This is a genomic window from Calditrichota bacterium, from assembly GCA_013112635.1.
In the GTDB taxonomy this organism is placed as follows: domain Bacteria; phylum Calditrichota; class Calditrichia; order Calditrichales; family J004; genus JABFGF01.
The window spans coordinates 723,415-744,849 of record JABFGF010000002.1 but is presented as its reverse complement, the minus strand read 5'-3'; the positions used below and the strand labels follow the sequence as shown (position 1 = coordinate 744,849).

Annotated in this window: 14 protein-coding genes and 1 tRNA gene; 10 read left to right on the top strand and 5 right to left on the bottom strand. The window is 36.5% G+C overall.

What is annotated here, in order from left to right:
- Window position 1: 1 nt before the first annotated feature.
- A complete protein-coding gene (locus HND50_08310; protein NOG45219.1) occupies window positions 2-934 on the bottom strand; it encodes an ATP-binding cassette domain-containing protein in 933 nt (310 codons plus the stop codon).
- A 168-nt stretch (window positions 935-1,102) separates the two neighbouring features.
- Between HND50_08310 and HND50_08305 the strand changes: the two genes are divergently transcribed.
- Entirely contained in the window at window positions 1,103-2,233 is a 1,131-nt protein-coding gene (locus HND50_08305) for a hypothetical protein (GenBank protein ID NOG45218.1), read from the top strand.
- A complete protein-coding gene (locus HND50_08300) occupies window positions 2,230-3,327 on the top strand; it encodes an ASCH domain-containing protein (protein NOG45217.1) in 1,098 nt (365 codons plus the stop codon). The genes HND50_08305 and HND50_08300 overlap by 4 nt, the downstream gene beginning before the upstream one ends.
- On the opposite strand, the gene HND50_08295 is transcribed toward HND50_08300, so the two are convergent.
- The 4 genes from HND50_08295 to HND50_08280 form a co-directional block, all read right to left on the bottom strand.
- Complete coding sequence (locus HND50_08295) at window positions 3,324-4,376, bottom strand: FAD-dependent oxidoreductase (GenBank protein ID NOG45216.1); 1,053 nt, start codon at window positions 4,374-4,376, stop codon at window positions 3,324-3,326. The two genes, HND50_08300 and HND50_08295, sit on opposite strands and share 4 nt — an antisense overlap.
- Window positions 4,377-4,447: 71 nt before the next feature.
- A complete protein-coding gene (locus tag HND50_08290; protein NOG45215.1) occupies window positions 4,448-6,697 on the bottom strand; it encodes a TonB-dependent receptor in 2,250 nt (749 codons plus the stop codon).
- 3 nt (window positions 6,698-6,700) lie between these two features.
- Window positions 6,701-7,186 (bottom strand): hypothetical protein, encoded by a 486-nt coding sequence (locus tag HND50_08285; protein NOG45214.1) that lies wholly within the window; start codon window positions 7,184-7,186, stop codon window positions 6,701-6,703.
- A 219-nt stretch (window positions 7,187-7,405) separates the two neighbouring features.
- On the bottom strand, window positions 7,406-8,317 hold the full coding sequence (locus tag HND50_08280) for an anti-sigma factor (protein ID NOG45213.1): 912 nt from the start codon (window positions 8,315-8,317) through the stop codon (window positions 7,406-7,408).
- Window positions 8,318-8,533: 216 nt separating this feature from the next.
- Between HND50_08280 and HND50_08275 the strand changes: the two genes are divergently transcribed.
- The 8 genes from HND50_08275 to HND50_08240 all read left to right on the top strand — a co-directional run bounded on the left by HND50_08275 (window position 8,534) and on the right by HND50_08240 (window position 21,356).
- Complete coding sequence (locus tag HND50_08275) at window positions 8,534-9,103, top strand: hypothetical protein (GenBank protein ID NOG45212.1); 570 nt, start codon at window positions 8,534-8,536, stop codon at window positions 9,101-9,103.
- A 155-nt stretch (window positions 9,104-9,258) separates the two neighbouring features.
- Window positions 9,259-9,444, top strand: coding sequence for a hypothetical protein (locus HND50_08270; protein ID NOG45211.1), 186 nt, complete (start codon window positions 9,259-9,261; stop codon window positions 9,442-9,444).
- Window positions 9,445-9,497: 53 nt separating this feature from the next.
- Window positions 9,498-11,903, top strand: a complete 2,406-nt coding sequence (locus tag HND50_08265) for an ATP-dependent DNA helicase (GenBank protein ID NOG45210.1) — start codon at window positions 9,498-9,500, stop codon at window positions 11,901-11,903.
- A gap of 130 nt (window positions 11,904-12,033) precedes the next feature.
- On the top strand, window positions 12,034-14,406 hold the full coding sequence (locus HND50_08260; GenBank protein NOG45209.1) for a PAS domain S-box protein: 2,373 nt from the start codon (window positions 12,034-12,036) through the stop codon (window positions 14,404-14,406).
- Window positions 14,407-14,476: 70 nt separating this feature from the next.
- Window positions 14,477-14,560 (top strand) — tRNA-Leu (locus HND50_08255).
- Window positions 14,561-14,789: 229 nt separating this feature from the next.
- A complete protein-coding gene (locus tag HND50_08250) occupies window positions 14,790-18,824 on the top strand; it encodes a response regulator (GenBank protein ID NOG45208.1) in 4,035 nt (1,344 codons plus the stop codon).
- A gap of 80 nt (window positions 18,825-18,904) precedes the next feature.
- Window positions 18,905-20,296 carry a class II fumarate hydratase gene (fumC, locus tag HND50_08245; protein ID NOG45207.1) on the top strand — a complete coding sequence of 464 codons (1,392 nt, stop codon included), beginning with the start codon at window positions 18,905-18,907 and terminating at the stop codon, window positions 20,294-20,296.
- 106 nt (window positions 20,297-20,402) lie between these two features.
- Window positions 20,403-21,356 (top strand): stage II sporulation protein M, encoded by a 954-nt coding sequence (locus HND50_08240; protein NOG45206.1) that lies wholly within the window; start codon window positions 20,403-20,405, stop codon window positions 21,354-21,356.
- The last annotated feature ends 79 nt before the right edge of the window (window positions 21,357-21,435 follow it).

Sequence of the window (21,435 nt, the reverse complement as noted above, 5' to 3'; positions counted from 1 at the left end):
ATCAGCTATGCTCCGAATCTTGAATAATTTTTATAAAAATATCATGCAGGGAAGGCTCAACAATTTCAAAACGGCGAATGCTTGAACGTTTGTTGATTTTATTTAAAAGGTCTTGGACAGAAGACTTTTTATTAACCATTTTAATTTTAAAAGCAGAGTTGTTTTCTTCTAAAACTTCAACTTCATCCAGATCATGTAAAAAATTCAATTCATCGGCTTCAATTAAATAGGCATCTTCGCGCCGGGTGCGTTTTATTTTTTTCAAGTCCCCGTCAATTACCACATTGCCATTATTTATCAGGCAGATATGGTCGCACAATTTTTCCGCAAGTTCCATTTGGTGCGTGGAAATAATTAGGATTTTTTTCTTCTGTTTATATTCGATAAGAATATCGCGTAAAACAATTTGATTGATTGGATCGAGACCGGAAAAAGGTTCATCTAAAATAAGAACATCCGGATCATGCAAAAAGGCGGCAATAAACTGAACCTTTTGCTGCATCCCTTTGGAAAGTTGGTTAACAGGCCTGTCTGCAAAATCAATTAACCCAAGACGGTCTAAATAGCGGATTGCTTCAACTTCGGCTTTGCGTTTGCTTAAATTATTTAGTGTTCCAAAATAGACTAGCACATCTAAAACAGAAGCTCGAGGATATAGGCCGCGTTCTTCGGGTAGATAGCCAAAATGCAGCGCCTTTAAACTATCACGAGGTTCGCCATTAAAAAGTACTTCACCCAGATCGGGCTTAATAATGTTCATGATGATGCGCATCATGGTTGTTTTGCCGGCGCCGTTTGGTCCAAGCAGGCCAAAGGTTTCACCACCATTTACACAAAAGGATAAACCATGGATAATAACCTGGTCGGAAAACGATTTGGAAACGTTTTTGACTTCAAGTTTATTTGGTGGTGGAGCTTTAGTCTTTTCAGCCATAATGCCCTAATATAAAAGTAATCATGGTTAAATAACAAGAAGGATGTTAGAAAGGGATTATTTTGCATTTTTTAGATATCGAGACTTAAAGTACCTCTAAAAGTGTTTCCTTGTAATCTATACCTCTTAACGTTATCTTTATAATATATTTAAAACGGGAGGGTTGATATGGAATATGATCTCTGGTTACCTGGTGTTCTTTCAGCTGATCAAATGAAAAAACTTGCAGAAGATGGTATCATTACAAATTGCCCTGAAGCAGGAATTCAAGTTGATAATTCTTCTTTCGATTTACACCTTTCAGGACAAGGCTGGGAAATGATCGAAGGCTCTTTAAAACCATCAATAAATAATTATGAAAATTTCTTAAAAAATGATAAGCTTTCTAAGAAAGTTGTAGCAGAAAAGAATAACACTTTTATATTAAAACGAGAAAAAACTTACATATTTAAACTGAAAGAAGAAATTTATTTCCGAGATTATGATTATTTTTATGGCCAAGCAACAGCGAAAAGCTCGATTGGGAGAATGGATGTTTTAGCACGTCTAATAGTAGATGGGATGGATCGTTACGACAGTTTTACACCAGATAAACAAAAGAAATCTTCTGGTAAACTATATATAGAAATAACTCCAATCACATTTAGTATTGTTATTAAAGAGGATATATCTTTAATTCAATTAAGATTGTTTAAAGGTGAGCCTGAAGACTCAGAAATAAGGTCCCCATTGGTTTATAAAGCAATATTAGGTTCTCAAAAAAATGATGATTCTCTTTCTGTCGATTTAGGGCTAACAAAAGTACCTGGAATTAAAGATGAAATATCTGGGTTTTACACATCACCTGATTTTTTAGAAAATGATATTCCGATTTCCCTTATTGAAAAAGGAGTCTATAATCCAAGGAAGTATTGGAAGTTTTGCAAAGTAGGCGATGACGGTCCCAAAAGAATAAAAGTTGAAAAAGACAAGTTTTATATATTACGCTCTAAAGAAAAAATAAAACTGCCAGAAAGCGTGGCTATTTATTGCAGGGCAATGGATGAAACGTTTGGCGAAATGAGAATCCATTATGCAGGATTTGTGCATCCGTATTTTGGTTATAATACAGGAGGGACACCTTTAATTTTTGAAGTAAGAGGGCATGATGTTGATGTCAATTTATGTGATAATGAACCACTAGCAAAACTACATTTTTATAGAATGTCAAAAGTTTGTAAAGACGTATCAGACGGGGTATATTATAATCAAGTTTTAAAATTATCTAAATATTTCAAGGAATGGGATCAGCCAGAATGAGTGATCTATTTACACAAAAAGAAAATATTATTATAAAGAAAATCGATTTCACAGATATTGAATATCAATCTAATCATCTAAATAATTTTAGTGATTTAATTTTAAGAAATGAAATAAAATATCCAAATATTGATATTTGGTTAAATAATAAAGTTATCCCTGGAATAAGAGACTCTCAAAGAGCAGCATATGTAGGTTATATTAATAATAATCCGATTATTTCAGCTGTTGTTAAGAAAGACCAAAATGCTAAAATTTGTCATTTAAAGATTGGTGATGATTTACAAGACTATGGCATAGGAGACATTTTTTTATCACTAATGATCTTTGATGTTATTAAAGAAGCAAAGAATGTACATTTTACTATTCCTGAGGGTCTTTGGGGAGAGAAGAATCAATTTTTTAAAAGTTTCGGATTTAATAATATCTCAAAAGCAGAAACACAATATCGACATGGTGAAGATGAGCTAATGTGCTCCTCACCAATAAATGAAATTTATAGTAGAATATTATCTCAAAAACTTCCCAAACTATTCTATCATTATTCACTTGGTGGTTTTTCAAATGATATTAATTTAATTTTATCTATACATCCTCATTATATTGATAAAATTTTATCTGGTGATAAAACTGTTGAACTTAGACGATCTTTTTCTACTAAATGGATTGGAAGTAAAGCGGTATTATATTCAACATCCCCATCTAGAGAAATTAAAGGCTATGTGACAATAAATAATATTGAAAAAGATACTCCTGAGAAAATTTGGGATAAGTATAAACATAGAATTGGGACAGACAGAAACAATTTTGAAAAATATTGTAAAAATAAAGAAAAAATTTATGCAATTGAAATGGATGAAATAAAAAAATATGTTTCAGGAATCCCAATAACTCAGATTGAAGGTATACTTAAAAAGAAGTTAACAATTCCACAATCTCATATGTCTACTACAATTTCAGATGATTGGTATAAGGGGGTTTCTATAGCAACATTATTACATTCAATGCAAAGTCAAGCCGGACTAAAGTATACCAGTTTATTAAATCAGTTAAATAGCGTTTTAAGTAAAAAAGATATTATTAATATAGATTAATTATTTTGTGTTTCCACAAATCTTTTAATATCAACCTCAGAATTAAGCTTCCTTTCATTTGCTAAAACCTCAACAAAATGAGTGGCAAACCGGGGCGCTAACAAAACACCTTTTGTACCAAGCCCGTTAAAAATATACATATTCTTATATTGAGGATGCTGTCCAAGAAAAGGCCGTCTGTCACGAACGGTTGGCCGGATTCCGGCTTTATGATCTATAACTTCAAACGGGGTTTTTAAAAGGGATTTTAACTTTCCACATAGTTCATCAATACCTTTTTGTGTTGGCAATTCAGATTGATCATCCCAAATATAAGTTGAGCCAACGCGGTAAATGTTGTCTTTTAACGGCCTGATAAAAATGCCACGGCTGACAATCTCGTCCATTTTCAGATTGTCAATTTTTACTGTGAGTACATCGCCTTTGCTTGGCACAAATGGCAGCCAGTTAAACCATGGATTTAATGCACCTTTCCAACCTTCACAAAAAACAATATTTTCGGCCTTAATGTTATCTAAAGAAATAATTCCATTGTGACTGAATTCTTTATAATTGACTTCCTGTTTTATAAGACAGTTTTTTTGTAAAAAATATTCAGCCAAAGCTTCCAGCATAGCCGCACAATCCAAAACAGCACCTTGATCGAAAACGGTATATCCATCCGGTATATTAAAAGATTTTTGATTCACAAAGTTATAGTCAGGATTTAAATATGCGTGTAATTCGGAAGCGGAACATTTTGCAGTCCAGTCATTTGCTTGCCTGGCATCTGCAAAAATACGAACAACCGGTTTTGGATGAAAAAATGAAACATCTAAAGATTTTTCCAGAGATGTATAAAATTTGTGGGCATAAGGAAACAGTTGATCTGCCAACCAGGTTTTTTGCAGTCTTTTTCCGGTTATAGGGTTTATTAGTCCGCCGGCAACACGCGAAGAAGAATTTGGGTTTGCATCATCGATTATGAGGACAGTTTTTCCTTTTTGGATGAGATTATAAGCAAGTAGAGAACCGGCAATTCCTTGCCCGATTATGAGGAAGTCATACATAGTTTTTAGATGCGTTTTTTCATATTTAATTGGGATTTTTCACTTCACAGGCTGCGTTTTGAATGACAAAATTAAAAAGTTGTTTCCAATGCTAAAACAAATTGGCGGATTGGTGCAATCGACCCAACAAGGTCAATATAATTATATTGTAAAACATTGTTGGCCTGTAAAGACATTTTCAAAGGTAATGCACCAAAATCAAAGCCAGCGGAAATCCGCACATCAACAACATGTGCATCAACCCGCTCGGTTGCATCGGCAATAATCAAAGCAAACGTGTCATCAATCCTGTCATACCGGCTAATAAAACGATAGTCGGCACCAAAATTCAAGAAATGCCATTTACTGTTTAACGTGCCGTACAAAAGATGGCGAGGGCGATAAGTTAAAAAGTCATCAAGTTCAATATCACGCGTATCGCTGTAAGTGTAACCGATACGGTAACTCAATAATTGCGGAATGAGCCTGCCGAAAAAATTTAGCTCAAAGCCACTTATGCGTGCTTCCGTAACATTTTGAAATTGAATTTGCCCGCTTGGTATAAAACCACCTTCAATCAAATCCCAATAATAGTTATAAAAGATTGCAACGTCTGTGGCCAGGTACTCGCTAAAAATCTGGTTCCAGCCAATTTCTGCTGATGTGCTGCGCTCTGGTTTTAAATTTTCATTAGGGATCACAATAATTCCACCGGTTGATGTGGATGTAAAAGCCTCGGCCATGGAAGGCGCACGGAAACCGGTTCCTGTTGAAAAACGAATTACTCCACCAGGTAATCCTTTCCAGACAAGGCCAAATTTTGGATTGATTCGCTGGTCGCTTCCAATTTCATCAATATCAGAATAATCATATCGCAAGCCCGTGGTTGTAATCCAATCTTGTGACCACTTGGTTTCATCCTGAATAAAAAGTGCTGCGCCAATTCCCTGGTGATTGCCAAACAGGTTTGATGAGACACTGCTCAAAGTTGGGTTTAGACCAATCGTAATAAAGTGCTTTCCTATTTTTTGATTGTACTGAAACTCGCCATAAACAAATTCTGATGTAGAGTTATGTTTTTCACCTCCAACCAGATCATCAAAGTAGTTGTGGTACCAAAGAATGTTGCCTTTATAAAAATTATTCTTGGAAATGATATTTTGGTATTCAGCCCGCAAATATGTTCTGATAGAATGGACATTATCATTTCTCTGGCTGTCAGGAACAGAGAGCGCATGTTGCAAATCTTTCCAATACAAAAAGCTGCCCCGCTTCTGGTCCATATAATTTCCGGCTACTGTTATCCGCTCATAAGCAGAGAGATCGTATTGGATTTTACCACCCACGTTTATCCGTTCTTTCCAGTTATTTTGTTTATAGCTGTCATCCTGATCTCGTGATGCTCCAATCCTAAAACCAAGCTTATCAAACTTTTTTGAAAAACTTGCTTTTATCCCATTCAAAGTTTGGGTTTTATCTGTCCATTTCCATTTTTTATAATAAGGGTCGGAGTACATCCCGCCATATATTTTAAAACTGTATTGAGCTTCTTGAGTAATTGGTTTGGTCAGTACATTTACCACGCCACCCATTGCGCTGGAACCATACAATGCCGACCCAGAACCTTTAATAATTTCGATATCAGCAATTTCGTTGATGGCAAGTGCTTCAAAAACCAGGCCTTGTGTATCACCTGCAATAAAAGGAACTCCATCAACAAGCATCATAACACGGCTGCCAACTCCGCGGCTGTAGCCACTGGAACCACGAATATTTACCTGGTCGTCGGTCAGGTTAATGCCCGATGTATATTTTAATGCATCTGCAATTGTAATGGCGTTGCGGTCATTTATTTCCGCAGCGGAAACATTGGCAATACTTACCGGAATGTCACGCACATTTTGCTCATACTTACTGGCAGTGGTTATTATCGGTTGAGTTGGCAGGGGTGAGGTTTCCAGTTTTATTGTCCCAAGATTTGGTTCAGGATTGTTTTGCAGGTCAATCTCAATTTTAAATTCGCTAAAACCAATAACGGAAATGATTAAAATAAATTTTTGGACTGGAATGCTCTTAATCTCAAAATAGCCATCTTTGTCACTTGCGGCGCCGAGCAGTGTTCCTTCTATATAAATATTCGCGCCGGCGATTGGATTGTCATGGTCATCAACAATTTTTCCGTTTAATGGATTTATTTGTGCAACGGAGGATGTGACTGCCACGAACAGAAGGATTGTCTGTAAAAGAAAAAAGCGATTAAAAATAGCACCAGACTTTTTATTATTAGAAGAACTAATGGATTCTGAAACAAGTTCAGAATGACGGCTTGTGTCTTTTTTCATAGGCTAAAATGGTTGAATGGGCAGGTTATTAAAATCCACAAAAATATTAATGTTTTCCAAAACAGAATCCTGGATAACAGTTACAGCCGTTGGTAGTGAATCTGAAAGTGAAAGATCATATTGCCCGACAGAACGCCAGTCAGTAAAAATACCCGGGCCATATTGCTGGGCTATCATAACATATTCATATAACCCGGCCTTTAATTCCATTATGTAAGCGGTTGAGTCGTCTCCAATTGGCAGTTTCTCAGTCAGGTCTTCCGGATAAGCAATTGCATCACCGGCAATTACTTCAGCAACTATATCGTCTGGAGGGAAGTTGTTAAAAACAACGAGCTTTAGGTTTTCAATACTGTCAGCCGGAGGCCAGTTGTTGTAATAAATTGTACCGCTTATGCCCGTTTTCTGCGAAGGTAAATCCGGCGGTTTTATACCATGATCGCAAGAGATTAATAAAAATGAAAAAAGGCAAATGAATAGAGGTTTCATTGTTTTCGGCTTTTAATAAACAAAGAAAAAAATTATCGTTGATACAATGGTGATTAAATTCAACGATCAAGTATAAAACTAATCGATCTAAGGCGCAAATATTGTGAAGTTATAATTTGGCGGGTTGAAATAATCAGAAAAAGGGAGAATAACCTAAAAAACCCACACGACCATTTATATAATCAGCCGTGCGGGCTTTTGAGCCTAATTGGCAAAAGGTTACTTTATTGAAGCGGTTCCAGTTGGGAAACTGCCGTTGTTATTTGTCATGTCATAGGTAAAGTGATCAGTTGCAGATGCATCAATAGAGCCAACCAATGGTTTTAATGTAAAAGGTGCTGCACTATCATCAGGCTCCGGTTCAATTGAAATAACTGCTGTGCCACCGGCTAAATCAGTTGGAAAGCTTAATCCTGAAGGCGCGTTAACAATATAGTCTTCACCGGGAAACGGAGGGCCATCACCTGTGCTGCTAAATGGAGCAGCTAAATCCGCCATGGCAACATCTGTAAAACGGCCACTCGTTACAGGTGTACCGTCTATTACAGCCCATCCTTCATATACCCAACCTGCTGGCAGTGTAGGCAAATCAAGACCTACAGCCGGGGAACCGCTTGCTAAACTTAGAAACCAGATTCCGCTATTCTCGTCAGTTGTATCAGCAGAAGTTGGTGTTGCTAAAATATATTTTCCTGATGCGCTGGAAAAATCATTTCCAAGCGTTGCGCCATGTGTTGTATTTAACGTTGCATTGGAGCCGTTTATATCACCTGCAATTATTTTTGTTGTTGCCGGGATTTCATCTGTATCTCCCGAAGGTTCAATGGTAATAATTACTGCAGTTGCATCAGTTAGGTCATCCTTGTTTGGCGTTTGGAATTCATTTGTTATACTGTTGCCATTTACGTCTACAAAATTGCCACTTGCGTCAATATTAAATTTACCTGTAGTAACAGGTGCTCCATCTAGCATAACCCAACCTTCGTAATGATACCCGTTATCAAGGTGTTCTAAACCGGTGAAAGATAATGAAAGGGTTTCCGAACCATTGCTATCAGTGCCCGAACTGTTATCACTACAAGAACTGAGTAAAAAAGATAATCCTAATAATAAAACTAAAAAAAAGCGCATTAATACCTCCTGTTATATTTTGGGATTCTTGTTTCATTTAATTGATGGGGCATTATAGAAGATGTTTTTAACAAAATGTTCACAAACAAATTGAAAACGAATGAGAAAGTAAAACAAATTCTTTACTTTTTTTATGGATTGGTTTTTTTGATTTGAAATTCTTTGTCTTCTATTAAGGCAGACAGTAAATTAATTTTATTAAATTAAGAGAGAGTTATGGTAGACAATACTTTTTATATTCAGCTTTTTCGCTTTTACAGCAAATGCCTCACATTTCCTTATGATGAATTGCGTCTGGAATTACAGCATATTTTCCGGCAATTGGAAATAAATAATCAAAATGAACTGGATGAACAGCTGGCTGCCCACACTCTGGATGTGTTGAATTTTTTTCAGGGCGAGGATGTTAGCGCCTTACAGGCAGAGTTTACACGCATGTTTACACATGAAGAAGGTGATGCACCGCTTGTTTCCCTTTTGTTTACAGATTATGGAAATGTTGAAAAAGCAGAAATTATTTTGGACGACATGTATGAAAGCCTGGTGGATATCAGCTTTGATGAATCGCCGGCATCTATTTCCAACCTGCTTGAATATTACTCCTTTTTGGCTGAGACAGAAGAAGTGCTGGATGCCCTTGAAAATTTGAGTTTGATTATTGAGCCGTTCGGTAAAAAGTTATATGCTGAAAGTACGCTGAATTTTTATAAAGAAATCGCAAAGGCTTTAAGCGAACTTGCATCTGTTTTTACGGATGAAGAAGACACAGATGAAATTTTGGATTGATGAAAATGAGATACTTTAAATGAAGAAGAAAATGAATAGAAATCAGATAATTTCGGGAACAGCACAAGACCTTGAAATAAATGATAAAAAATATTGGACCAATACAAGCGTTGAAGAAAAACTAAAAACCATAACCTATTTACGGGAATGTTTCTATGGCGATGAAGCAACTACCGGAAGACTTCAAAGAGTTTATAAAGTGTTTAAACGAAAATAATGTTCGCTATCTCTTGCTTGGTGGATGGGCTGTTGGCATTTATAGAAATCCAAGAGCTACAAAAGATATTGATTTTCTTGTTGCCATTGATGATAAAAACATTGAAGGATGGCCAACTTTATAAATTCACCGCATTTCTTTCTTTCATCTTTAACTGTCTTTCGTTATTCTTAATTTATGGCCATTAAAATTGAAAACAAACTTATTTCTTTAAGTGTCCGTGATCTTGTTCCCGCCACACAAAACTCACAAATATTGTCATCCTTTCCCATGCCTCAGCGTGGTGCGCTAGGCCGTCAGGCCCAAACTTTTTTGCAAAAAGGCAGAACCAATAAAAAAGGCATGTTTCACTCAGAGTATTCTTTAAACCGTTCTTATGATTTTCTGGATTATACTTTCCAGATTAGCGGGCGCATTGATGGTGTTTTTAAATTGCCAAACCGTGCTGAGATTGAAGAAATCAAATCAGTTATTTTAAAAAAAGGTGAGTTCTCAAAAGTAAATTCTGAGTTGTATCCACACTTCATTCATCAGCTTTTGCTTTATGCCTATCTTTTGCAGGATGAGTTGGATGGCCAGGAAATTGTGCCATATCTGGTACTTATCAATTTGGTGGATTACAAAGACCGCACTTTTCCAGTTAACTATAACAGGGCCGAGGTAGAAACAATCTTGCAGCAGCGTTTTGGTGAGATTGTAAATGAAATTGAGGAAAATCAGGCAGAGATAAAACGGCGTGAAGCGGAATTAAGTCTGGTTAAATTTTCTTTGTCTGAATCCCGTCCGCAACAAAATGAAATGATGGATGCGGTTAATCAGGCTTTGCAGGAAAAACAACACTTACTGGTTTCGGCTCCAACGGGAACAGGTAAAACGGCAGCGAGTCTCTTCCCGGCCATTCAATACGCCTTTGCCCGTGATAAACGAATAATGTTTGTAACATCCAAAACATCACAGCAGGAGATCGTTAAAGAGACTATAAAACCAATCCTGCAACAAGGGCTGGACTTAAAAGTTATCTTTCTCAAAGCATCTCAAAAAATGTGTGCCAACGATATATATTTCTGTCATGAAGCGCATTGTCCTTTTGCCAGGGAATATAAAGCGCGCCGCGATGAGTCGGGAATTATTTTAAGGCTAATGGAAAACTCCTTGCTTACTCCGGAACTTATTTATAGTGAAGCCGAACAGGAAGAATTATGCCCATTTGAAGTAAGCCTGGATGCCAGCCTTAATTGTGATTTGATAATTGGTGATTATAATTATGTTTTTGACCCGGCAGTACAACTAAGGCGTTTATTCTTTTATAAAGATTATTCTGATTGGATTTTAATAATTGATGAAGCTCATAATTTGTACGAACGTGGCCGTCAGTATTTATCGCCACAAATCAGACGCAACAAAGTTCAATTAATGAGAGATTCATTAAAAAATAAGAAGGAAAAGATTTATAAAAACCTGAAGAAAGCATTGTCCGAGGTAGACAAACTGTTTGAGGTGTTTCAACAGGAAGGAGAAACACATTTTGCCAATCAACAGTATTTTGAAACTGACATAAATGTAGTTGCCTGGGACGAGGCGTTTACTTTTTTCGAATCGGCATATATTTCATATTTGATTTACAAAATACGCAAGGGCATGTTGATAATTGAAGATCCGCTGGAGGCTATTTATTTCTTATTACGAAGATTTTTGCAAGTTGCCCGGTTTAAGGAAGCTGCATTCGTGACTTATTATGATGCATCGGATGGCGGGATTTTAAATATCCAATGCAATGACCCGGCAATGTATCTTGGTCAAAAAATAGATAGTTTTCATTCTGTTCTGGCCATGTCTGCAACGCTTGACCCAATAAACTACTACTGTGATGTTTTGGGATTTCCGGAATATAGAACAAATACTTTACAACTTGATTCACCCTTTTCAAAAGAGAATCGCAAAATAATAATTGTGCCACATATTTCCACACGATTCAAGGATCGCCAAAAAAACTATCCCAAAATTGCAGAGGTAATTAAGGAGACAATTAATCTTAAAAAAGGGAATTATCTTGTTTTTTTCCCAAGTTATGATTTCATGCAAAATGTAAACCTGTTTCTTGGAAATATTTCATCAGAGAAAATTCTACAAAAACCGGGAATGAACGAAGAAGCAAGGGATGCAGTACTGGAGGGCTTAAAAAATTCTAAAAAAGTGCATTTATTAATGGGGGTTATGGGTGGTATGTTTTCTGAAGGTGTGGATTACTCAGGCGATATGGCCGTTGGTGTAATAGTTGTAAGTCCGGCATTACCTCAATTTGGATATGAACGCGAACTGCTAAACCGCTACTATGAGAATAAAAATGGCCAGGGCCAGCATTATGCCTATTTATATCCGGGAATGAACAAAGTTATTCAGGCTGTAGGCAGGCTAATTCGCAGCTTTACTGATAAAGGTATCATCCTTTTGATTGGCGAGCGTTTTGCTGAAGAAAAATATAATTCTATTTTACCGGGTTATTGGTTTGATAAACGAGGTGATATTGTAATTTCAAAAAACTATAAAAAAGAGATACGATCATTTTGGAATAGGCTAAAATAGTTTCCATAGACCAGCTGGTCAAAATCAACTTTTGCTCCTGTAGCAAAATACTCTTTCTGCTAATTCCTCCCTTAAGAATGCCATTGGTTTTGTCGAAAGCCTTATTATAAGGATACATCCTTCACAATTAATGAAACTACAAAATAACCGGATATCAGCCCTGCTTACACAAAAAAGTACCCGTATAGTCGAGAAAAAATCTTCGATTAGAAAATCAAAAAAACTGTCCAGAATTTCAAATTCCCAAAATTCGGCCCCAAATATTGATATTTATAAAACCCTTTTTGAAGTCACTTCAAATGGTGTGTTGTTTTTGAATGCTGATGGAATCATTCGTGAAATAAATAGTGCTTATTGCGAGTTGCTGGGCTACAGTAGAGAGGAGCTTGTTGGGAATCACATTTCAAAAACGGCTCCAGAACATTTAAAACCTGATGTAGATAATAACATAAATTTTGTCTTAGGTGGTGAAGTATTAAACCATACAATAGAGGCTGTTAATAAAAAAGGTGATTTGATATATTTAGAGTTACAAGAACAACGAATTGAATATCCTGATGGCCAACCAGGATTATTAACAATCGTAAAAAATGTAACCTCACGCATCCTTGCAGAAGAACAGCTGGAAAAGGAAAAAACCAGAATTCAAGCCGTCTTGGACTCTATCCCTGGTGAAATTTCCTGGATTAGTTCTGACTTGGAATACAAAGGCGTAAATCAGTATTTGTGTGATAAACAAAATCTAAACCCGCAAGATTTTATTGGAAAAAAAGTTGGCTTTGTTGGACAAAATGATCACTTCAAAAAGTTTGTTGAAGAGTTTATGAAGTCTGATCAAAATGCTGTTAAAAAGGAAGTGAATAATTATGTTAATGGAGAATACAGGTCTTATTTACTGGTTGCAAAAAAATACAGTGATGGAAAATCGGCAGCATTTGTTGGGTTTGATATAACCAGTCGTAAAAAAGCGGAAATTGAGTTAAAGCGAGAAAAGGATTATAACCGCGATGTAATTCAGACTGCACCAACAATGATTATTACAATTGATGAACCAGATATAATTGTAGAATTTAATAATTTTGCTGAAAAATTAACGGGTTATTCAAGATCGGAAGTTATCGGAAAAAGCTGGACTGAACTATTTATACCAGAAGTAAACCGGGAAAAAACCACAAACATTATTAATGATATTTTTAGCGGGCGCAACAAATATGATGGAATTCCGGCACCAATTATTACCAGGGATGGCAAAACAAGAACCATTTCATGGCATAATGCTCTAGTCAAAGACCCGATCCGAAAAAGGGTTTCTGTTGTTTCGATTGGAGTTGATGTTACAAAAAGCAAAAAATTGGAAGAGCAGCTTCGGCATTCACAAAAAATGGAAGCTGTTGGAAAACTTGCAGGGGGCATCGCTCACGATTTTAATAATCTGCTAACTGTAATCCGCGGTTATACTGAGTTGATGCTAATGTCGGAGGACGAGTCAACACCTGTTTGTGCAAAATTACGTCACATCGATAATGCCGCAAAGAAAGCTGCAAACTTAACAAGCCAGATGCTTGCTTTTAGCCGGAAACAAGTAATGGAGCCGATTGTACTGGACTTGAACAGCGTTGTTTTACGAATAAACGAAATGCTTTCCAGGCTAATTGATGAAAACATTTCACTTATTACACACCTTGATCCGGGACTTTGGAATACAAAAGCAGATCCAAATCAAATTGAGCAAGTTTTGATGAACATGGTGGTCAATGCACGAGATGCTATGCCCAAAGGTGGAAAAATAGTCATCCAAACTGAAAACATTACTATTAAGAATAAGATACCGGTTGAAGGGACGGAATTGAGTCCGGGAGATTATATTCTTCTCATCATCCAGGATACGGGCGAAGGCATACCAACACAAATTCTGGATAAAATTTTCGAACCATTTTTTACAACAAAAGATACAGGTAAAGGAACAGGGTTAGGATTAGCAACGGTATATGGAATTATCAGGCAATCCGGAGGCAATATTTCTGTAAACAGTATTCTTAATTCGGGAACAGAATTCCGAATTTTCCTACCTCGAATTAAAAGTAAATCACAATTAACATCTCCTGAAAGCCCAAAAGAAGAAGAACCGGATTTAATTCCTATTTTAGTTGTAGAAGATGATCCAAAAGTTCGGGCTTTGGTTTCAGAAACACTTTGTGGTAACGGATATAAGGTATTTGAATCATCCAATGGAAAAGATGCCATAAAGGTTTATAATGCCAATAAGAACACCATCAAATTAATTTTAACAGATGTGGTTATGCCCAAGATGAATGGGCGCGAGTTTGCTTCGAAAGTAAAAAAGATTAATAAAGAAATTAAACTGCTTTATATGACTGGCTATGCAGATCAGGTAGTAATTGACCGAGGGATGCTGGAACCAAATACGCGTCTTATTCACAAACCATTTACGCTAACATCGCTACTAAGCAATCTAAAAGAACTTCAAGCAGATAAAAATTAATACCGGACAACAGTACGTTTTCCTTTATTGATTTGGTCATCAAGAATTCCTAATTTTAATAACTCATTAAGCGAAAGTGGCGGAATTGGTAGACGCGTCAGGTTCAGGGTCTGGTGGGCGCAAGCCCGTGGGGGTTCGAGTCCCCCCTTTCGCACTCCCAATCTCATTATTTATCCTAACTATTTTTATTCTGCCTTAATTAACGTTCTCACATGCCCCTTCTGTTGATTATTTGTTTTATCCATTCCAAAATTGTTGTTATTTTAACAGGATTAATTTTTTGCGCCGATAATATTTGTAAATAAACAACACTTTTCATCATGAATAAAACCATATTTTTAGTTTTAATAATTTTTAATTTTCTTCTTCCGTCAGAAAATATAATGACAATCGAGCATTTATCGTTGGAAGACGGCCTTTCTCAAAGTTCAATCTACTCCATTATTCAAGATAGCCAGGGATTTATGTGGTTTGGTACAGAGGATGGGTTAAATAAATATGATGGCTATTCTTTTTCAGTTTTAAAAAATAATCCTACGGATACAAACAGTTTAAGCCATAACAGTATTTACAGCATATGTGAAGGTAAACCTGGTGTATTATGGATTGGTACCTGGGATGGAGGCTTAAATAAATATGATTCAAGGATAGAAAAATTTACGCGTTATATGCATGATCCAACTGACAGCAGTTCGATAAGCAGCAACATTGTCTATTCAGTTATATCTGATAAGAATGGCAATATTTGGGTTGGAACTGAAAATGGGTTAAACAAATTGGGTCCAGCCAAGGAAACATTTAAACGGTTCTACAATGATCCAAAAGATAAAACCAGCTTGGCAGACAATGCAGTTTACAGACTTTTGGAAGACAGCCGTGGAAATATTTGGGTTGGTGGCTACTTTGACGGTTTAAGCAGGTACAATGCAGAAGATAATAGTTTTGAGGTTTTCAGCCACAACCCAATGAACAAAAATAGTTTATCTGGTAATTCTATTTTTTCATTGGCCAACGATCTAAAAGATAATACTAAAATTTGGATTGGTACTATAGATGGAGGACTTGACCGGCTAGATATTAACAACGGTAATGTAGATCGTTTTGGCCATGTTTTACGTGAAGTTGAAGGTTTTCAGGAAAACGAAATTTCTACTATTATTTCTGATACTACAGGTTATCTTTGGGTTGGGACAAGCTCAATTGGTCTAATATTATTGAGCCCGGAAATTAAAATTGTTCGTCAATTCAAACATGATTTTTCGGATAAATCATCCTTAGCGGTTAATGATATCTACAGTTTATATAGAAGTAATTCCGACCTTTTTTGGGTTGGGACAAACGGTGGTGGTTTGCATAAGCTGGGTCCTATAAATAAACAGTTTAATTTATACCGCCAAAATTTGGGCAAACACAATATTTTAAATAGCAATATGATATCCAGCATTCTTGAAGATGATGAAAGAAATTTGTGGATTAGTAGCTGGGAAAGTGGGATTTCAATAATTAACCGTGATGGAAAAACCGTTCGGCATTTGCTGCAAAGTGATGACCACAAAGGATTAAATTCTACTTATATTTTTATGTTATATAAAACTAAGAATGGCCGGATTCTTGTTGCGACAGATGGTGGCGGATTGAATATCTACGATCCTAAAACCAAAAAGGTAAAATATATTGTTCATGATGCGCAAAACGAGAACAGCCTGTTAAGTGATATAGTTATGTCGGTATTTGAAGATCAATCAGGTTTTATATGGATTGGTTACTATGATAGCGGTGTAAGTAGATTGAACTTAGAAACGAATACGTTTAAACATTTTATTAATGACCCGGCAAATCCAAACACAATTTCAGGACATAAAATCTATACTATCTTTGAGGATGGGAGAAAATATATTTGGTTTGCAGTAGAGCGTAACGGACTCTCGCGGTACGATCCTGAAAAGGACAGCTTTAAAAATTATAAACATGATGAAAATGACAAAACCAGTTTGAGCAATGATGATGTTATTTCAATTTATCAGGATTCGGAAAGCAGGTTGTGGTTTGGAACTTATGGTGGAGGCTTAAACAGATTTGATTATGACTCGGAGAGTTTTGTTTATTTAAAAGAAAGTGAAGGTTTGCCAAACGATGTAGTTTATGGTATTCTGGAAGACGAGGAGAATATTTTATGGATAAGTACAAACAGAGGGCTTTCCAGGTTCAATCCAAAAAAAAACAGTTTCCGTAATTATGATGTTCATGATGGTTTGCAAAGTAATGAGTTTAACTCTGCGTTCTACAAATCAGCGGATGGCGAATTATTTTTTGGAGGAATAAATGGGTTAAACTCTTTTTTCCCTAAAGACATAAAAGACAATAAATATATTCCACCAGTACTAATTACAAAATTTTTGATCCATAATAAAACAATAGGTGTAAATGAAAAAATTGATGACCGTATTGTAATTAAAAAGGCAATCCCTTATCTGGATGAATTGCATATTGAGCACTCGGACAATGTCATTAGCTTTGAGTTTGCAGCACTAAACTACTTCCATAGCCACAAAAACCAGTACACATATAAAATGGTTGGTTTTGATCAGAATTGGAGTCCTCAAAGCAATCGCCGTTTTACTACTTATAGCAATCTGCCTCCCGGTGAATACATGTTCAAAGTAAAAGGCTCTAATAACGATGGAGTTTGGAATGAAAAAGAAACCTCTATCAAAGTTATAGTTGAGCCCGCATATTGGCAAACATGGTGGTTTATTGCCCTGATTGTTGTTATTAGTGTTATTCTACTTTTTGCTGCCCACCTTTACAGGTTGCATGGGATCAGCGAAAAAAATAAACAATTAAAGCTGGAGGTTGAAGAAAGGATAAATTTTCAAAAACAAGTTGTTTACAGTGAGAAGCGTTTTAAACAACTATCCAAGGCAACATTTGAGGCCATATTAATTTCAGATTTTGGCAAGATTGTTGAGGTTAATCAATCGGCAATTGATATGTTTGGTTATAGCCGTGATGAATTTCTTAAACTGAAATCTACGGATCTTTCCACATCTGAATACCGTGAACTGATTGAAGAAAAAATAATAAATCACGATTCAAATCCATATAAAGCGAAAAGTGTAAAAAAAGACGGAACTGTAATTTCAGTTGAAATTCGCGGTAAGCAAATTATATATGACAATAAAGTTTTGGTTGTTACCGCCATTACAGATATAACTGAAAAACTGCATGCAGAAAACCACAAGAAAGATCTTGAAAAGCAATTACTTCAGGCGCAAAAAATGGAAGCGATAGGAAATCTTGCGGGTGGTGTAGCTCATGATTTTAACAACCTGATTACAATAATAAATGGTTTTGCCGAACTTGGTGTCCGGAAGATCGATCCAAGCCATTCTGTAAAAAGGGATTTTGATCAGATAATTTCTGCCTCCGATAAGGCATCTCAACTTACAAGGCAATTATTAGCTCTTAGCCGAAAACAAACCCACAAGCCTGAAGTTCTGGATATCAACAAAATAATTGTTAATCTGGAAAAAATGATTTCACGTTTAATATCTGCGGATATTACCATTAACAAAAATCTGCACGAAGATTTACCATTAATTTTTGCTGATCCCGGGCAAATAGAACAGATCTTGCTAAACCTGCTTGTAAACTCCAGAGATGCAATCGAAGCAAAAGCAGATAATAGTTCTGAAAAACAAATTTCCATATCAACCTCAGTTATACATTTTGACAGGACCTACACGGCAAGCCATATTGAAAGTTCTGAGGGAATGCATGTGTGCCTCGAAATAGTGGACAATGGTGCCGGTATGACTGAAGACGTGCGCCAGAAAGTTTTTGAACCATTTTTTACAACCAAAGCAGAAGGAAAAGGCACAGGGCTTGGTTTGGCAACGGTTTATGGAATTGTTAAACAAAATGATGCTAATATTTCCGTTGAAAGTGAATTAGGTGAAGGGACCTCGGTTAAAATATATTGGCCTTCTACCGAAGAAGTTTTTGTAGACAGCGACCCGAGTGAATCGGATATTAATCATTTAAAAGGTGAGGAAACTGTTTTACTTGTTGAAGATGATGATGGAGTTAGAAGCTTTGCCTCATCTTCACTTAAAAGTTATGGTTATAAAGTCTATTCTGCGCGGAATGGAAATGAGGCATTGGAGATGATTGAAAAAGACAAACTTATTTTTGATATTCTTGTAAGTGATATGATTATGCCCGGTATGAATGGAAAGGAGTTATCCCGCGAATTGCTTAAAAGGGATCAGAATTTAAAATACCTGATCATTTCCGGATATAGTAATGATTATATTTCTCAGGACGGGGTTTTGGAAGAGGGAATTAACTTTTTGCAAAAACCCTTTTCCGTTTCCAGCCTTGTTGAAAAAGTACGTACCATCCTTGATAAAAAGTAATTTTTTCTAACGGGTTTTATTGCTAAATTAGCCCACCTAAAAATCTTTTAAAACAATATTAAATATCAACAATTAGGAGCATAAAAATGCGCAAAGAAAAAGACGCACTTGGTGAAGTAATGGTGCCACAGGATAAATATTTTGGTGCTCAAACCCAAAGGGCTTCAGAAAATTTTAAAATTGGGATGGAGTTTTTTCCGAAAGAAATGATTCGTGCCCATGCAATGGTCAAAAAAGCTGCTGCACGGGTTAACTCCAGTATTAGCGGCCTTGATAAAGAGTTGGCTGCAACAATTGAAAAAGCGGCAGATGAAGTTATTGCAGGAAAGCTTGATGCACATTTCCCTTTGGTAATTTGGCAAAGTGGAAGCGCGACACAGTTTAACATGAATGTGAATGAAGTAATCGCTAATCGGGCAATTGAAATGCTTGGGGGGCAAATGGGCACAAAAGCACCGGTTCATCCAAACGACCATGTAAACATGTCACAATCAACAAATGATACAATCCCCACATCAATGCACATTGCAACAGTTATTGCATTAAAAGAGAAACTGTTACCGGCGGTAGAATATTTGCGTAAAGGGCTTGAAAAGAAATCGGCAGAGTTTGAAAAGATTGTAAAAATTGGCCGTACTCATCTTCAGGATGCAACACCTCTGACCCTTGGGCAGGAATTCTCGGGATATGCCGCTCAACTGGAGCAGGCCGAGGAAACAATCACAAATACATTAAGCCATTTGTATGAATTAGCTGTTGGGGGCACGGCAGTTGGATCCGGGTTAAATACAAAAGTTGGTTATGACCAAAAAATGGTAGAAGAAATTAGCAGAATTGCCGGGCATAAATTTAAAGTAGGCCGAAACAAATTTGCAGGACTAGCTGCCCATGATGCAATTGTTGAGGCATCGGGTGCATTAAAAACACTGGGTGCAGCTTTAATGAAAATTGCCAATGATATCCGCTGGCTGGGAAGTGGTCCTCGCAGTGGTTTGGGTGAATTGAACCTGCCCGCTAATGAGCCTGGAAGCTCCATTATGCCGGGAAAAATAAATCCAACACAAAGTGAAATGGTGACACAGGTTGTTTGCCAGGTATACGGCAACGATACCACAATTGCTATGGCTGGTTCCATGGGTAATTTTGAACTTAATGTTTTTAAGCCATTAATGGTTTTTAATATAATTCAATCTATAAATATTTTGAACGACGCTTGTCGATCATTTCAAGACAAAGCGATTGCCGGAACTGAGGCAAATATGAAAAATATTAATGCCCATCTTACAAATTCTCTGATGTTGGTTACATCACTTAACAGCCATATCGGTTACGATAAAGCCGCGCAAATGGCATTGAAAGCCTGGCGCGAAGATAAAACCTTGAAGGAAGCCGGATTGGAACTAGGCTTTTTGACCGAAGAAGAATTTGAAGCTTGGGTACGCCCGGAGAAGATGACAGGACCGACAAAATAGTTTCATAAACTCAGATTGCAGACTATGGTTTTTGTAGAATCTGAGGTATAACAATCTCACGATCCGTTCCCATGAAAAATGGGAACGGGATAATTGAAGTTTATATATGCAGGAAGTTGCTTTTCTTAAAAAAAATGCCACTTATTGGAAAAGGGTTGAATCATTAATAGAAACTCAATCCAAATTTAGCCCCGACGAATTAACCAATCTTTATATCCGCTTAACGGATGACCTGGCTTATTCGAAGACATTTTATCCGCAAAGTAAAACCACAAAGTATTTAAATACGCTCGCTACTCGTATCCATCAAAAAATATATAAAAACAAAAAAGAAAAAGTTGGCCGCTTTAAAGTTTTCTGGTTAAAAGAGTTGCCCCATCTTTTTTATAAACAGCGTTTTAAGTTTTTGTCATCGCTAATCATTTTTTCTGTATCAGTATTGATAGGTGTTGTTTCTGCCGCAAATGATGATGGATTTGTCAGGACAATCCTGGGAGACAGTTATGTAAACATGACTCTGGAGAATATCAAAAATGATGACCCGATGGCGGTGTATAAAAAAATGAACGAAGTTGAAATGTTTTTGGGGATTACCTTAAATAACATTCGTGTTTCATTTTTAGCTTTTGTTTCCGGATTGCTGGCTTCTTTTGGTACGGGGCTTTTACTGTTGCAGAATGGAATTATGCTCGGCTCGTTTCAATATTTCTTTTTTGAACACGGACTTTTAACAGAATCAATATTGGCTGTTTGGGTTCATGGTACCTTGGAAATTTCTGCAATAATAATTGCGGGTGGTGCAGGATTGGTGATGGGAAATTCAATTTTATTTCCCGGTACATTTAGCAGAAAAGAGTCTTTTTCGCAGGGAGCGAAAGAGGGAATGAAAATTGTAATTGGACTTGTTCCGGTTTTTATTACTGCTGGTTTTTTAGAAGGGTTTGTTACAAGACATACGGATATGCCGCTGGTACTTAACTTGTTTATTATTTTTGCCTCGCTTGGTTTTGTACTGTTTTATTTTTTATTTTATCCGAGACATCTTAATCGTAAAGCGTGATGTGTTTTTACGTATCTTAATGTGAAGAAAACCTTCATCTGTTGATTTTGTCAGCTTGCAAAACTCAATCTTTTCCAGG

Excerpts from the sequence above, each read along its gene's own strand:
- HND50_08310 (NOG45219.1), bottom strand. The coding sequence starts at position 934 with ATGGCTGAAAAGACTAAAGCTCCACCACCAAATAAACTTGAAGTCAAA.
- HND50_08305 (NOG45218.1), top strand. The coding sequence starts at position 1,103 with ATGGAATATGATCTCTGGTTACCTGGTGTTCTTTCAGCTGATCAAATG.
- HND50_08300 (NOG45217.1), top strand. The coding sequence starts at position 2,230 with ATGAGTGATCTATTTACACAAAAAGAAAATATTATTATAAAGAAAATC.
- HND50_08295 (NOG45216.1), bottom strand. The coding sequence starts at position 4,376 with ATGTATGACTTCCTCATAATCGGGCAAGGAATTGCCGGTTCTCTACTT.
- HND50_08290 (NOG45215.1), bottom strand. The coding sequence starts at position 6,697 with ATGAAAAAAGACACAAGCCGTCATTCTGAACTTGTTTCAGAATCCATT.
- HND50_08285 (NOG45214.1), bottom strand. The coding sequence starts at position 7,186 with ATGAAACCTCTATTCATTTGCCTTTTTTCATTTTTATTAATCTCTTGC.
- HND50_08280 (NOG45213.1), bottom strand. The coding sequence starts at position 8,317 with ATGCGCTTTTTTTTAGTTTTATTATTAGGATTATCTTTTTTACTCAGT.
- HND50_08275 (NOG45212.1), top strand. The coding sequence starts at position 8,534 with ATGGTAGACAATACTTTTTATATTCAGCTTTTTCGCTTTTACAGCAAA.
- HND50_08270 (NOG45211.1), top strand. The coding sequence starts at position 9,259 with ATGGCGATGAAGCAACTACCGGAAGACTTCAAAGAGTTTATAAAGTGT.
- HND50_08265 (NOG45210.1), top strand. The coding sequence starts at position 9,498 with ATGGCCATTAAAATTGAAAACAAACTTATTTCTTTAAGTGTCCGTGAT.
- HND50_08260 (NOG45209.1), top strand. The coding sequence starts at position 12,034 with ATGAAACTACAAAATAACCGGATATCAGCCCTGCTTACACAAAAAAGT.
- HND50_08250 (NOG45208.1), top strand. The coding sequence starts at position 14,790 with ATGACAATCGAGCATTTATCGTTGGAAGACGGCCTTTCTCAAAGTTCA.
- HND50_08240 (NOG45206.1), top strand. The coding sequence starts at position 20,403 with ATGCAGGAAGTTGCTTTTCTTAAAAAAAATGCCACTTATTGGAAAAGG.